Source organism: Arcobacter sp. ISO1, assembly GCF_058105185.1.
In genome coordinates this window covers 2,576,842-2,591,790 of sequence record NZ_CM176573.1, presented here as the reverse complement: position 1 = coordinate 2,591,790, position 14,949 = coordinate 2,576,842, and the positions used below count along the sequence as shown (strand labels likewise).

Here is a 14,949-nt window from a genome sequence, read left to right as displayed (position 1 = left end):
ATGTGGGCAGATAATGAAACAACAGAAGATTTTTTAAATTATGATATTCATTGTAATTTAATAAAAGAGTATGTAACAAGTCCAAAGCTTTTACCCCTTACAATTGGTGTATTTGGTGACTGGGGAAGTGGTAAATCAAGTATTATGAAAATGCTTGAACTAAAACTAAAAGACGAACCAAAAATATTAACAATATATTTCAACAGTTGGTTATTTGAGAGTTATGAAGATGCAAAAATTTCTTTACTTGAAAATATATTATTGGAACTATCTAAAAATGAAACTTTAAGTGAAACTGCTAAGAAAAAAGTTTTAAGTTTAATTTCAAGAGTAGACTATATGAAACTTGCAAAAGATGGTATTAGTAAATACGGTAAAAATATTTTTGATATTGTATCAACAGGTGGAGTAGGTACTGCAATTGAAATTGGTATAAATTCATTGACGACTAAATTATCTCAAATATCAACGGCTGATGTCTCTGGATTAAATGATTATATAAAAAAAGAGCAGAATGATGTAACAAAAAATTCAATTAAAACATTTAGAAAAGATTTTCAAGAATTAATTACGGCAACTGATTATGATAGTGTGGTTATATTTGTAGATGATTTAGATAGATGTATGCCTGAAAGAGTGATTGAAACTCTTGAGGCAATAAAACTATTTCTATCAGTACCAAATACTGCGTTTATAATTGGTGCTGATGAGAGAATAATTAAACATTCAATTTCAATGCATTTACAGTTACAAACATTTAATAAAGATTCTGACTATTTGCAAGATACTCAACAAATAGTAACAGATTATATTGAGAAACTTATTCAAATACCATATAGAATACCTAAGTTATCACCCTCTGAAATAGAAAGTTATAATAACCTTCTATTTAGTTCTAGTTCATTAAATGAAGAAGATTTTAAAAAAGTATATGAGAAATATTTAGAGTTTAGAATTTCTGATTTTTATAGTCCATTTTCATTTGGGAATATTCAAGATATTGTATCTTTAGATGAGAAACCAGAATTAAATAATCTATTAAATATTTCACATTTTATGAGTCAAATGATTACAAATGTTTTAAAAGGTAATCCTAGACAAACAAAAAGATTTCTAAATACTTTTATTCTAAGACAAAAATTGGCAAAAGTTGCAAATCTAAATATTGATATTTTTATACTTGTCAAATTAATGTTATTAGAATATCTAAATCCTATATTATTTAAAAAATTAAATGAATTGCAATCACCTGATACAGGATTAATTAATGAATTAATGTTATTAGAATCTATTTTTATTGATGATAAAGAAAATACATTAGGAGATACTTTCCAAGAATGGCAAACTCCACAAATTCAGAATTGGGTAAAAATTAATCCAAGAATTGGTGAAATTGACTTAAGAAATTATTTTTGGTTAGTACGAGATAAAACAGACTCAACATTATCTAATATTCATATGGTTAGTCCTATAGTTCAAAAAATATATGCGTCAATTATAGATAATGATAAACACAAGCGTTCTTTAGGTTTTGTAGAATTAAATAAACTTGATGAAGAAATTCATCTTGAAGTATTTAATTTGTTAAAGACTGAGCTTTATAATAATCCATCAAAAACAAGCGATTTGATTATTTCTATATTTGAATTTGTGGAAAAAATTGAAAATGAATATTTTGCAAATGAAACAATTACTATATTTAGTGAGATTAATTTTTCTTTAATTAAAGGAGAGCGAGTAGTTATTAGTATTTTAAAATATATAAAAACAAAATATAAAAAATATTTATCTGCTGTTGATTCTTTAATATTAAGCTTTTCCGAAAAACAAGCTTCTATACTTCAAAAAACAGCAAAAAAAGAAATAAAGGATTAATATGGGAACCTCAAAAGGACAAATACCACCATCAAATGGAGATTGGAGCCCCCTAAAATCAGATATAACTGATTTAGCAAATAATATTGATATTAGTGACCAAGAAAAGAAACAAGAATTAACAAGCAAAGTTGTTAGTGATTTTGTAACAGCAATAGGTGGTTCGAGGGGATTCTCCAGTGCATCTAGATCTAGTAAAAGTGGTGGACGAACAACATTTAGTTCAAAAGTAGGAAGATTAACCGCTTCAAAACTTGGAGGTTTTTTTTGGTCTGTAGGCACAAGTGGCTTACAATCAAGTTTCGAAAAACTCGAAATTGACTTTTCTAATCTAACAATAGATGAGATTGAAGATAAGTTAATTGAAATATTTTCTGAAACTACTAATAGTGATGATGCAAATGCTGCAAATAAAGCAATGTCTGAAGTTATAGATGACTTATTTTTAGGAGTTGAAAATATTGAAGATTTAGAAAGTAAAATATTAACTTCAATTGAGACAGAAAATATTTTATGTAGCTTTTATGAAAAATATATTTTTAAAAGATTTGAACGTAATCTAGATGAATATGATATTCAACGTTATGATAATGATATAGCTCTTAAAATAATGAGAGATATTGAAAATTATATAAATATAAGACTTAAGACTTACCAATGTGATAATAAGCTTACCGATATTGATTTTAATTCTAGTGCAGGAGAAGATTTTGTTCAAGCCATTTTACAAGAAATACTTGAACAACTGGAGGTTTATAATGACTAATTTAGAAGTTTACATAAAAAACGGTTCTAGAGATATAAATGGTTTATTAAATATGGCAATTAAAGATGTTGATACAAATGTATCAAGTGACGTAATAATAAACACTAAACAGCTATTTAAAAGTTTAAAACTAATACCAGAACAAAAAAGTTTAGATATATGGTTTTTTTCTGTATATATTCATTTAGTTGATAATTTATTACCTAGAAATGAAATTGCAGTTGACAATTGGTTAAGAGAAATAAATGTTAAAATCCCAGTATCGGATCCCTTAGTTTGGAATAGTAATAGCAATGCAATTATTGATGCTTTAAATTTTTTAACAGGAGATGAATGGAATATAGAATTTTATCAATTAGGGAATAAGTATTTTTGTAATGATGAACTTGAATTAGAAGAAGATATAAATATTGAAAAAGTATGTTTGCTTTCTGGTGGATTAGATTCATTAGCTGGTGCAATTAATTTAATTAATAGTGACAATGATATTTTATTTGTTTCTCACTTTGATGGTGCAGGAGCTATTGATGGTGAACAGGAAAATATTTTTGAAGAACTAGAAACAAGTGTAAATGACAAAAAATTATATTTATCACAATTTCATGTATATCCATCAAAAAATTTATTTTATAGTGCAGATTCCAATCAAAGAGCAAGGTCTATATTGTTTTTAGGTTTTGCTTTATTTCATGCAATAAATTTTAATGTAAATAAAATAGTTTTACCCGAAAATGGATTAATTAGTATAAACCTTCCTTTAAATGAATCAAGAACATCATCAAATAGTACTAGAACAACTCATCCCTATTTTATTAAAAAGTTAGAACAATTCATTTTTCAAATTGGTATTAATATTAGTATTGTAAATCCATATCAATATAAAACAAAAGGTGAGATGTTAGATGAATGTCTTGATAAAAACTTATTAAATCTTTTAATAAACAAAACTATATCATGCTCTCATTATAAAAGAAGAGGACCTTGGACTAGGAAAGTTGGAATAAACAATTGTGGCTATTGTATACCTTGTTTAATAAGACGAGCTTCTATATATCGTTATAATAATTTAGCTATAATAGAGAGATATGGTGTTGATTTAAATGCTATAGAATTGAAACTAGATACTACGAGTAAAATAGCTACAGACATATTTGCACTTATTAATTTTTTAAATAAAAAATATGATATCAAAAAATATGAAAGAGAAATATTACTTGTTGCAAGTACTGAAAATAAAAAGGAAATTGCTCAAATGTTATATCGTGGATATAATGAACTTAGAAAATATATTGAAGATAATGCTTCAACGGAAATAAAAAGACTTTTAACTTGATTAATAATTTAATAGACACACATTGTCATATAAATTTTTTTAAAAATGCAGGAGATATTGCATTAGAATGTGAAAAAACAAGAACACATACAATTTATGTGACAACTTTACCTTCACAATTTAATGAAACTTTTGAGTATGTTAAACAACTTAAATATATATATCCATCTTTAGGTTTTCATTGTTTAGAAAGTGATTATGATTTAAAAAAAGAAAAAAAACTTTTTTTGAGAAATATTGATAAAACAAAATTTATTGGAGAAGTTGGTTTAGATTTTTCTAAAAGAGCTAGCAAATCAAAAGAAGAACAGATTGAAGTCTTTGAATTTATTTTAGAAAATGTAAGAAATCAAAATAAAATCCTGAATTTACATAGTGCTCAAGCAGAAGATGAAGTTCTTAAGATGCTAATTCAATATGATATTAAAAAAGCTATTTTTCATTGGTATAGTGGAAAAATTGGTACACTAAATAAAATCTTAGATAATGGATATTATTTTTCGATTAATAGTAATATGTGTAAAAGTAAAAAGGGACAAAATATTATTTTAAAACTCCCTAAAAATAAAATATTAGTTGAAACAGATGCACCTTTTATTAATGATTTACCCTATAAAAATTTAAATGTTTATTATTATTTAAGTGAATTATGGAATCTATCATTAGATGAAGTAAGAAATATTATATTAAGAAACTTTTTTAATTTACAAAATTCTTATGATAAATTATTTTAAAATGTCTCTCTCAAAATCCCTCTACACAAAAGGCATCCAATGCCCCAAAGCACTTTGGCTTAAAAAATACAAGCCAAGTGTTTTAACACCACCAGATGAACAAGCATAGGTTACATTTAAATAGGAGTATGTAAAAAAAATAATGAATGATATATTGAGAAATAATGGATAAAAACAGATATTTAATACTTATAGATAATAAAGATAAAACAGAAGATATAGAGCAACTAGATTTTCAAAGTGATTATGTAAATATTAAATTTATAACTAATGATACAGTTTATAAATATAAAAAAGATAGAGTATTACAACTTGAATTATTAGAAGAATTAAACCCATCTGATTATATATTGCATTTAGATGGGAAACTCCTTTCAAATATAATTAAAATTCAAAGTTTCAAGCTATATTTTAGGATTTTTTATCAAAATGGAAGAAAAAATACTTATAAATCTTCTCGTTTAACTTTTGAAAAAAATTGCTTGACAAATAAAAATTCAAAAAACATTTTAGAGTATCTAAAAGAATTATCAAAAAGTGTTGATGAAGAAAATGATTTTTTATTTAATAGCTATGATAAAATGACATTTATTAGTGAAAAAAGTGTTTTATCTAAATATCTAAATGCTTCAGAAATAGATACTAATGAAAATAAAGAAAGTGTAATATTTCCTTTTGGTTTTAATCTAAGTCAAGAAAAAGCTGTTCAAAAAGCTTTGTTAAATCAAATAAGTGTGATAGAAGGTCCACCTGGTACAGGAAAGACTCAAACTATCCTTAATATTATTGCAAATCTTATTATGAGAAATAAAACTATAGCAATAGTATCGAATAATAATGCCGCTACGAAAAATGTATTTGAAAAATTAGAAAAATATGATTTGTCTTTTATCTCTGCTTTTTTAGGAAATAAAGATAATAAAGAAGAATTTTTTTCAAATCAAAATACAAAATATCCAGAGTTTATAAAAAATAAAAAAGATATAGATTTAAATAATGTTGCAGAAACAATAATTGATGAAATAGAATCTTTAAAAGTGATGTTAGAACAGAATAATGAATTATCAAAATTAAAACAGCTTCAAATGGAACTTGAAGTAGAAAAAAACCATTTTTTAGATTTATATGAAAAAAGAGAAGATAAAATAGATAGTTATCATAAATTTAATAGATTTAATACAGAAAATATTTTGTCATTGTGGGCTGATTTTGAGAAAAGACAAAAATTAAATAAGAAAATATCATTTTTATTTAAATTTAAAATTTTAATAAAATATCGAATTCTTTTAACTTCATTATATAAGAACTCCATAGATTCTATTATTTTACTTTTACAAAGGTATTTTTATATACAAAAAGAAAAAGAGGTATTAAAACAGATAAAAAAACTAGAAGCTAATTTAAAAGACTTTGATTTTGATAATAGTATGAAATCATTTAGTGAAAAATCAATGCTTTTATTTAAAGCTTTCTTATCAAATAAATATGGTTTTAAAACCCAAAGAGATAACTTTAAAGATGATATTTTATGGAAAAGTGATAAGTTTGATAACTTTATTGAAGAGTATCCTGTTGTTTTAAGTACAACACACTCCTTAAGAAACTGTATAGCCAATGGAAAGTTATATGATTATTTGATTATTGATGAAGCTTCACAAGTAGATATTGTAGCTGGTTCATTAGCATTGTCTTGTGCAAAAAATGTTGTAGTTGTTGGAGATTTAAAGCAATTACCTCATGTAATAAAAGATGAGACAAAAGAAATCGTTAATAATATATATAATAACTACAAAGTTGGCAATCCTTATAATTATGAAGAAAGTTTATTATCTTCTATTTCAAAAATTTATAAAGATATTCCTAAAACATTGTTAAGAGAGCATTATAGGTGTCATCCTAGAATTATAGGGTTTTGTAATAAAAAGTTTTATAATAATGAGTTAATAGTTCTAACAAAACAAAATGATGAAGATATTCCTCTTACTTTATATAATACAGTTGAAGGTAATCATGCAAGAGGGACATATAATCAACGTCAGATAGATGTAATTGAAAAAGAGATATTACCAAATATAGACAGAATAAATATAGGGATTGCATCACCTTTTAGAAAACAAGTTTCTAAATTAAATGATTTATTTGAAAATGATGAAGAGATTGTTATAGATACAGTTCATAAATATCAAGGCAGAGAAAAAAATATAATGATTTTATCAACTGTCGTAGATAAAGAAAATGACTTTGTTGATAATGAAAATCTTCTAAATGTCGCTATTTCAAGAGCAATTGATAAGCTTTTTGTTGTTGTCTCTGATAGAGAAAAAAATAAAAATATGAAAGATTTAGTAAATTATATTAAATATAACAACTTAGATATAAAAGAAAGTAAAATATATTCAATTTTTGATTTATTATATCAAAGTTATTCCCCATACTTAGAAAAATATTTACTAAAATATAAAAGTTTGAGCGAGCATAAATCAGAAAATTTAATGAATATTGTTATTGAACAAATATTAAGTGAAGAGATATTCTCTCACTTAACTAGAGTTATTCATATACCATTAAATAGAATAATTAGAAATTTAAATATACTGACTGAAAGAGAACAGAAATTTGTTCTTAATCCTAACTCACACATTGACTTTGTAATTTATAATAAGATTAATAATAGCATTGTACTAGCTATAGAAGTTGATGGGTATGAATATCATGAAAATAATCATGAACAATTAGAAAGAGATAGAATAAAAGACTCTATTCTAAATAAAAGTGAAATAGCCATTATGAGGTTTAAAACCAATGATAGTGAAGAAGAAAAAAGATTAAAAAAATGTTTGATTAATTTGTTATGAATAGATAGAAAGATAATTACAAAATGCAATATTTTAAAACAAAAATATTTTTTAATGTTATCATTTTAATGATTTTTTAGGCATAAAAAAACCCAAGCTTAAACTCAAAGGTTTAAGTCTTACTGGGCGCCGTGACAAGATTATATAAAAATCATTAAAATAAGTCAAATGAGGACTATAAGATGAATGAATTAGTAATTGATGAGGATATAAAAAATAAAATATACACCGTCAGAGATATGCAAGTTATGTTTGATAGAGACTTAGCTAAACTTTATGGTATAGAAACAAAAGTATTTAATCAAGCAGTAAAAAGAAATATTGCAAGATTTCCTGAAAACTTTAGATTTCAATTAACAGAGATAGAAAAAGATGAACTGGTCACAATTTGTGACCGGTTCAATACCTTGAAGCACTCTAGTTCGAATCCCTATGCATTCACAGAACAAGGTGTTTCTATGTTAAGTGCTGTTTTAAAAAGTAAAGTTGCTATAGATATAAGTATAAAAATCATAAATAGTTTTGTAAATATGAGAAAAGTCATTTCAACTAATAATTTACTTTACCAAAGATTGGATAATCTAGAAAAGAAACAGATGTCAAATGATGAAAGGTTTGAAGAACTTTTTGATGCTCTTGAGAATAAATCTCTAAAACCAAAGCAAGGAATATTTTACGATGGACAAATGTTTGCTGCTTATACTTTTGTATCTGATTTGATAAGAAGTGCAAAAAGTAAAATAATACTTATAGACAATTATGTGGATGATAGTGTTTTAACATTATTTTCAAAAAATCAAAATGTAGATGTAATCATACATACAAAAAGCATATCAAAACAACTAAGCTTAGACCTTAAAAAATACAATTCACAATATAAAAAAATAGAGATAAAAAAGTTTGAAAATTCACATGATAGATTTTTGATAATTGATGATAAAGAGTTTTACCATATAGGAGCTAGTTTGAAAGACTTGGGTAAAAAGTGGTTTGCTTTTTCAAAGATGGATTTAAAAAGTTTTGATGTTTTAGAAAAGTTGGATAACTGTCGTTCAGTAGGAATTTAAAGTATGATTATAACACAAATTATAAAAAACTAAAGGTAAAAGACAATGAACCTATCCAAATCCCTCTACACAAAAGGCATCCAATGTCCCAAAGCACTTTGGCTTAAAAAATACAAGCCAAGTGTTTTAACACCACCAGATGAACAAGCACAGGTTATATTTGAAACGGGAAATATAGTGGGGGACTTAGCTTGCGAGCTTTTCCCTAGAGGTAGGGAAGTACCATACACTACAAACTATGATGAGATGATAACTACTACAAAAGAGTGGATAAAAGAGGGTGTATCAAATATCTACGAAGCTACTTTTAACTGTGAGGGGATACTTATTATGGTAGATATTTTAACTGTAGATAGTGATGGTGTATCTATCTATGAAGTTAAAAGCTCGTCTTCGGTAAAAGATATATATCTTCATGATGTATCTATTCAGTATTATGTTTTAGAAAACTTAGGCTTTAGTATAAAAAGTGCAAGTGTAGTACATATAAACAATGAGTATGTAAGAGGTGAGAGTTTAGAGCTAGACAAACTATTTAAAATAGTTGATGTCACAAGTGAAGTACAAAACCTACAGTCAAATATCCCAAGCATATTAAAAGAGTTTGAAAGCTATTTAGAAGATAAAGTAAATGAGCCAGATATAGATATAGGAAAACATTGTAACAAACCTTATGAATGTGATGCTAAAAACTATTGTTGGAAAGTACAAAGAGAGATACCTGAGTACTCTATCTTTAATATTTTCAATCTAGGAAGTAAAAAGCAAGTAGAACTATACAATCAAGGTATCATAGATATAGAAGATATCCCAGAAGATTTTGATATGACGGCAAATCAAAAGCAAGCAGTAGAAAACTACAAATCAAAAGTAAGCTACATAGACAAAGAAAATATCAAAACCTTTTTAGAAAACCTTACATACCCAATCTATCACTTAGACTTTGAAACCTACCAACAAGCCATACCACAATACAAAGGAATAAAACCCTTCGAGCAAATCCCTTTTCAATACTCACTTCATATAGAGTATGAAGATGGAACATTAATTCATAAAGAGTATTTGGCACAAGATGGAGTTGATAGTAGATATGAGTTAGCATTAAAACTATGTGCAGATATCCCAAGTGATGTTACAGTATTAGCTTACAATATGAGTTTTGAAAAAGGTGTGATAAAAAGGCTAGCAAATCTTTTCCTTGACCTAAGTAATCACTTGTTATCCATAAATGAAAATATGCAAGACCTAATGGTACCTTTCCAAAAGAAATGGTATGTAACACCAAGTATGAGAGGAAGCTACTCTATTAAATATGTATTGCCAGCACTTGTCCCAGAGTTTGAAAAAGCATACAAAGAGTTAGATGGTGTACAAAATGGAAGCCAAGCTATGAATACCTTTGCAAATCTTAGTAAACTTGATGAGGTGAGTAAAGAGAAAATGAGAACTTCACTTTTAGAGTATTGTAAACTTGATACTTTGGCTATGGTGAAGATATTGGAAAAGTTAAAGGGTATAAAGTGATATTAAAAGAGATTGATAAACAAAAAGAAGAAGATATTAAACTTTTAAAAGAAAAGCTAAATTTATCAAAAAATGAAAAGCAAAAATATTTAATAAAACAAGAACTATCCAAATTAGAAACTGGTTTAATTGGAGAGAAAGAGACAGCTTATTTTATAGATTTTAATTTAAAAGATAGTGAAAATTATATAATTATTCATGATTTAAGACTTGAAATAGATGGTTTAACTGCACAAATTGATCATTTACTTATAAATAAAGCAATAGGAATAATACTACTTGAAACTAAAAATACTAAAGCAGAAGTTATGATAAATGACGATGGAACTATGTTATATGAGTATGGAAAAAATAAGAGTTTCAATCAAGCAAATCCTTTAGAACAATCTAAAAGGCATGAATTAGTTGTAGAAAAGATACTAGATAAATACAATATGAAATTAAACATTTTATCTTATGTAGTATTTTTACCAAATGTAATTATAAAAAATAAAACTCTTCCAAAGAACTTTTTAAGATCAGATACTTTTTATGATTCTATTTATAATGAATTTTCACATAGTCCTAAAAAGGTATTAACTGTTGCTGCAAAGTTAATTATGAATAAAATACCATCTACAAAAGAGATTAAAAATATAGGGAATATCTTAATATCAGAACATAAGCCTGTAAATATTGATTATAACACTAAGTATAAAATAAAAAATGATATAGAACAAAAAGTAGAAGAAGTTATTATTGAAAATAGTATTTACAATGAAAAAAATATGAAAAAATTTAAAAATATTAAAAACTCAAAAAAATATATGGGAAATGAAATGTTAAGTTTTGTTTGTATTAGTTGTGGAAAAGAACAACGAAAAGGATTGAAAACTTTTAGTGAGAAAGAGGTTTTTTGTAATCATTGTAAAATGTAATTATTTACTATATAAATGAAAAGGAGAAATTTAAATTGGAAGAAAAAGAAGAAGAGAATAAAAATATTTTAGAAATAGAATGTCCTCATTGTAGTGAGGAAAATACAATAAAACTGTCAAATGAAATTAAATGTAAAAAATGTGATAAAATATTACAAGGATTCAAATATAAAAGTATTATATTAAGTGGATTAACAACTTTAATTATAGGATCAGGAATAGGGATCACAGCAGATGCTTATCTAAATATAAATAGAGCATCAGTTAAAACTGAATATAAGATGATGAAAACATGTATTAGTAATCATGGAAATTATAAAAGTGTAAGAGATAATTGTGCTTGTGCAGTTGAATCAATGCTTGGAGTTATAGATGCACAAAAAGCTAGACTTTATTCAGGTGAATGGTTAGAAGATATTTTAAATGAAAAATATAAAGATTGTAGAGATTAATCAAACCAATGTTCTGGTTTTTCATCATCTAAAAGTTCTTGAAGAAAATATGTTTCATTTAAGAACTTATATAAATCATTAAGTTGATTTATTGTTTCTCTTTGGAAATTTCTATTTTCTTTTATACCTTCTTTCCAACGTTCGATTTTTCTTTTTAAATTTTTTACTGTTGTATCTTCTTCTGGATGGATACTTAAATAAAATTTTGCAAAACCATATATATTTTTTGGTTCAAATTTATCTGTTTCTTGTATCTCTTTTTCAAATAAATTCCATAGATTTACAAACTCTTCATAATTAGAATTTTTTGTCCCCATTTTTGTCCCCATAATAATTGTTAATATTCTAAATAGTTATTTAAATAATAACTAAAAAATCAAAAGGAGAAGATTATGTCAAACAATAATCATAAAGCAAATCAAGGAAATTCAAACAAAGGTACAAGTGGAACCAATAATGCTAATGCTAAAGTTCATGGAAATAGAGGTGCTCAAATGAACCCAAATAATACAAAGGTTCAAGGGGTAAATAATGGACTTAAATAAAGAGTTAGAAACATTATTTGAAAAGTTTAAAAGAATCGAACAAGAATCATTAAAAATTGATATGGTTCCAGATAATAAATTTTTAGTTGTAAGGCTTGATGGATTTAAAGTTACAAAAAATTATTTAAAAGATGTTATTGTAAATGAAAAACTTACGAATGCAATGAATTGTTCAATTAATGAACTTTTTAAAAGATTTAGAACTTATTTTACTAATGAGTATTCTTCTTCAATAATAGGGACATTTTATGCAAATGATGAAGTTTCAATAGTCCTCTCTAACAAAATGAATTTATCAAAAGATACATATGGCAGAAACTTAGAAATAAAAAGAGTTATGAAAATATGCACAATATTTGCAGGAGCAATATCATCATTTATTACAAAAAACATGGATGAACCTTTATACTTTGATGGAAGACCAATAATATTAAGTCAAAATGAACTTGGAGAATATATTTATTCAAGACAATTAGTAGCTATTAGATATGCTTATTGGAAAATATTAAGATTAAATAATATAAAAGGATGGGAAAAAGATTTTTATAAAAAAAATTTATTGAATTCTAAAAATAAAGTTAAAGATATAGGTAAATTCCTTGATGCGAATGAAATTATTAATTCATATTCTTATAATTTGATTGATAATAATATTAAACCTTCTTTAGTTTCATATCATCTATTCAACAAGTATAACAATAGTGATGAAATTCAGAAATCAATTGATGAAAAAATTAATCAAATTATAATATCAAGAGATAAGATAATTAAAACTTGATACTTTGGCTATGGTAAAGATATTGGATAGATTGAAAAGTATTATATAAAAGTTTGAATTTAGTTTTTTTAGTCCTTTATAGAAAAAGGGAGATTGTTCTTTCTCCCTTAGTCTTGTAGTTGATTTGTAAAATTCTAAATACTGATTATTTTACTTGAAATGATAAAGTTGTTTTATCACCAATATGTTCGCAATCTTGATTTCCACTTTTTTGTTTGTATGAAGATTTTAAGTACCAAAGACCACTTTTCAAAGGTTTAAATGTAAATTCACCTCTTAAGTCAGTTTTTGCATAAAATGCCATGCTCATATCATTTTCAGAATAGTTTTCTAAAGTTCCATAAACATCAATCAATTTTGCAGGTTTACCATTACGAGTAACTTTGAATTTTGCAGGTTTATCTTTTTTAATTTCTGTTGCTTTAACCAAAGGAGTGATTTCGAAACCTTTTCCAACTACTTTTGTGGCAAGTGCTCCATCACTTTTTCCTACAACCATAATATATTTTGCAAACATAGAATAAAAACCACAATGTTTTACCTTTTTTTGAGTATCTTTTCTAGTTTTATTCATTTCCCATTTTCCATCTTCCGTTTCAATCCATGGAGTTTGTTTATAAGTGGCCTTTATAATATATGTCCCCTCTTTCAAAGCCTCTTTACCAACATATCTATAGCTTTCACCTTTTTGAGAAAGAACAATATTGTTTGTTTCTCCAACGATTTCGACAGGTTCAAAAATCGATTGACGCTCTTGTGCAATTGGTTCAGGGGTTGGAAAATGATGACCATAAATCATATCTGCTTTTATAACATTATTGTTAGATGCCTTCACCCAAAGATTATGTGCGAATGCTGATGAACCAATTAAGGCGACAAATACTAATGTTGAAATTTTTTTCATTTCATACTCCTATTTAAAATTTGAACGAATTATATCAATAATGATAATAAATGTCAATATTAATTATAGAGTTGAAAATCAAGCTTAGAAAATAACGATAACTACATTTTTTTAATTAGCATAATAAAAGTTATACTATCAAAATAACTGAAATTTTCAATTTATATTTTTAGGTAATGTTTGATAGAGACTTAGCTAAACTTTATGGTATAGAAACAAAAGTATTAATCAAGCAGTAAAAAGAAATATAGAAAGGTTTCCAGAAGAGTTTCGTTTTCAACTTACTGAAGAAGAATATCAAAACTTGAGGTCGCAAATTGCTACCTCAAGTTCAAATGATCCTTTAAGGTCGCAAATTGCGACCTTAGAAAATATGAGAGGAAAGCATATGAAATATTTACCATATGTATTTACAGAGCAGGGCGTTTCTATGCTTTCAGCAGTACTTAAAAGTGATAAAGCTATTGAGATAAGTATACATATCATAAATAGTTTTGTAAAGATGAGAAAGTTTTTATCTCAAAATGGTGATGTATTTAAAAGACTTGATTTAGTTGAAAAAAGACAAATATCTTATGAGATAAAAACAGATGAAAAGTTTGAAAAACTTTTTGATGCATTAGAAGATAAAACAATCAAACCAAAACAAGGGATATTTTACGACGGACAAATGTTTGATGCTTATACTTTTGTATCTGATTTAATAAGAAGTGCAAAAGATAAAATAATACTTATAGATAATTATGTTGATGATAGTGTCTTAACTCTATTTTCAAAAAATCAAAATATAGATGTAATCATATATACAAAAAATATCTCAAAACAATTGAACCTAGACTTAAAAAAATACAATTCACAATATAAAAAAATAGAGATAAAAAAGTTTAAATAAGACTTTTATGTAATTAAGTAAAATTATTCTAAAACTTTCTCAAATTTATATTTTAAGTCTTCATTTTTATTTTATTATTATAATAAGATGCAGAGAAAATGAAACTTAGGACTGCACTTTTAGAGTATTGAAAACTTGATAATTTGGCTTGGTCAAAGTGTTGGAGAGATTGATTTCATATTTTATGTGAAACTCTTAGGTCAGAAAATTTATTTAAAAACTGAAGAGAACATTATCTTGGATAATTGTTTGGTTGATTCTTTCTTATAATTAAGAAAAAAAGATTATTATAATGCCACTAAATGAA

At 25.6% G+C, this 14,949-nt stretch carries 14 protein-coding genes and 1 pseudogene; 13 read left to right on the top strand and 2 right to left on the bottom strand.

Annotation, left to right across the window (positions count from 1 at the left end):
* From AC2TY9_RS12810 to AC2TY9_RS12770, 9 genes are all read left to right on the top strand, one after another.
* On the top strand, positions 1–1,875 hold the full coding sequence (locus AC2TY9_RS12810) for a KAP family P-loop NTPase fold protein (RefSeq protein WP_489777902.1): 1,875 nt from the start codon (positions 1–3) through the stop codon (positions 1,873–1,875).
* A gap of 1 nt (position 1,876) precedes the next feature.
* Positions 1,877–2,641: a hypothetical protein gene (locus AC2TY9_RS12805; RefSeq protein WP_489777901.1), complete on the top strand. Its 765-nt coding sequence runs from the start codon at positions 1,877–1,879 to the stop codon at positions 2,639–2,641.
* Positions 2,634–3,974, top strand: coding sequence for a Qat anti-phage system QueC-like protein QatC (gene qatC / locus AC2TY9_RS12800; protein ID WP_489777900.1), 1,341 nt, complete (start codon positions 2,634–2,636; stop codon positions 3,972–3,974). The genes AC2TY9_RS12805 and qatC overlap by 8 nt, the downstream gene beginning before the upstream one ends.
* Positions 3,971–4,708 carry a TatD family hydrolase gene (locus AC2TY9_RS12795; protein WP_489777899.1) on the top strand — a complete coding sequence of 246 codons (738 nt, stop codon included), beginning with the start codon at positions 3,971–3,973 and terminating at the stop codon, positions 4,706–4,708. The genes qatC and AC2TY9_RS12795 overlap by 4 nt, the downstream gene beginning before the upstream one ends.
* A gap of 164 nt (positions 4,709–4,872) precedes the next feature.
* On the top strand, positions 4,873–7,563 hold the full coding sequence (locus AC2TY9_RS12790; RefSeq protein ID WP_489777898.1) for an AAA domain-containing protein: 2,691 nt from the start codon (positions 4,873–4,875) through the stop codon (positions 7,561–7,563).
* Positions 7,564–7,745: 182 nt separating this feature from the next.
* The gene (locus AC2TY9_RS12785) at positions 7,746–8,630 is read left to right on the top strand and encodes an ORF6N domain-containing protein (RefSeq protein WP_489777897.1); all 885 of its coding nucleotides are present in this window, start codon (positions 7,746–7,748) and stop codon (positions 8,628–8,630) included.
* A 45-nt stretch (positions 8,631–8,675) separates the two neighbouring features.
* Positions 8,676–10,154, top strand: coding sequence for a DUF2779 domain-containing protein (locus AC2TY9_RS12780; RefSeq protein ID WP_489777896.1), 1,479 nt, complete (start codon positions 8,676–8,678; stop codon positions 10,152–10,154).
* A complete protein-coding gene (locus AC2TY9_RS12775; protein ID WP_489777895.1) occupies positions 10,151–11,071 on the top strand; it encodes a nuclease-related domain-containing protein in 921 nt (306 codons plus the stop codon). Before AC2TY9_RS12780 ends, AC2TY9_RS12775 begins: the two co-directional genes overlap by 4 nt.
* A 35-nt stretch (positions 11,072–11,106) precedes the next feature.
* Positions 11,107–11,523 (top strand): hypothetical protein, encoded by a 417-nt coding sequence (locus AC2TY9_RS12770; RefSeq protein WP_489777894.1) that lies wholly within the window; start codon positions 11,107–11,109, stop codon positions 11,521–11,523.
* On the opposite strand, the gene AC2TY9_RS12765 is transcribed toward AC2TY9_RS12770, so the two are convergent.
* On the bottom strand, positions 11,520–11,840 hold the full coding sequence (locus AC2TY9_RS12765; RefSeq protein ID WP_489777893.1) for a hypothetical protein: 321 nt from the start codon (positions 11,838–11,840) through the stop codon (positions 11,520–11,522). The two genes, AC2TY9_RS12770 and AC2TY9_RS12765, sit on opposite strands and share 4 nt — an antisense overlap.
* Before the next feature lie 75 nt (positions 11,841–11,915).
* On the opposite strand from AC2TY9_RS12765, the gene AC2TY9_RS12760 reads away from it, so the two are divergent.
* The gene (locus tag AC2TY9_RS12760) at positions 11,916–12,068 is read left to right on the top strand and encodes an alpha-amylase (protein ID WP_489777892.1); all 153 of its coding nucleotides are present in this window, start codon (positions 11,916–11,918) and stop codon (positions 12,066–12,068) included.
* Positions 12,055–12,846: a hypothetical protein gene (locus AC2TY9_RS12755; RefSeq protein ID WP_489777891.1), complete on the top strand. Its 792-nt coding sequence runs from the start codon at positions 12,055–12,057 to the stop codon at positions 12,844–12,846. The genes AC2TY9_RS12760 and AC2TY9_RS12755 overlap by 14 nt, the downstream gene beginning before the upstream one ends.
* A gap of 145 nt (positions 12,847–12,991) precedes the next feature.
* Here the strand turns inward: AC2TY9_RS12755 and AC2TY9_RS12750 are convergent, their stop codons facing one another.
* Positions 12,992–13,750 carry a DUF4198 domain-containing protein gene (locus tag AC2TY9_RS12750; RefSeq protein ID WP_489777890.1) on the bottom strand — a complete coding sequence of 253 codons (759 nt, stop codon included), beginning with the start codon at positions 13,748–13,750 and terminating at the stop codon, positions 12,992–12,994.
* Positions 13,751–13,973: 223 nt separating this feature from the next.
* On the opposite strand from AC2TY9_RS12750, the pseudogene AC2TY9_RS12745 reads away from it, so the two are divergent.
* Both AC2TY9_RS12745 and AC2TY9_RS12740 read left to right on the top strand, forming a co-directional pair.
* Positions 13,974–14,135, top strand: a pseudogene (locus AC2TY9_RS12745) (ORF6N domain-containing protein); the annotation flags it as partial.
* 3 nt (positions 14,136–14,138) lie between these two features.
* Positions 14,139–14,642 (top strand): hypothetical protein, encoded by a 504-nt coding sequence (locus AC2TY9_RS12740; protein WP_489777889.1) that lies wholly within the window; start codon positions 14,139–14,141, stop codon positions 14,640–14,642.
* Positions 14,643–14,949: the final 307 nt, after the last annotated feature.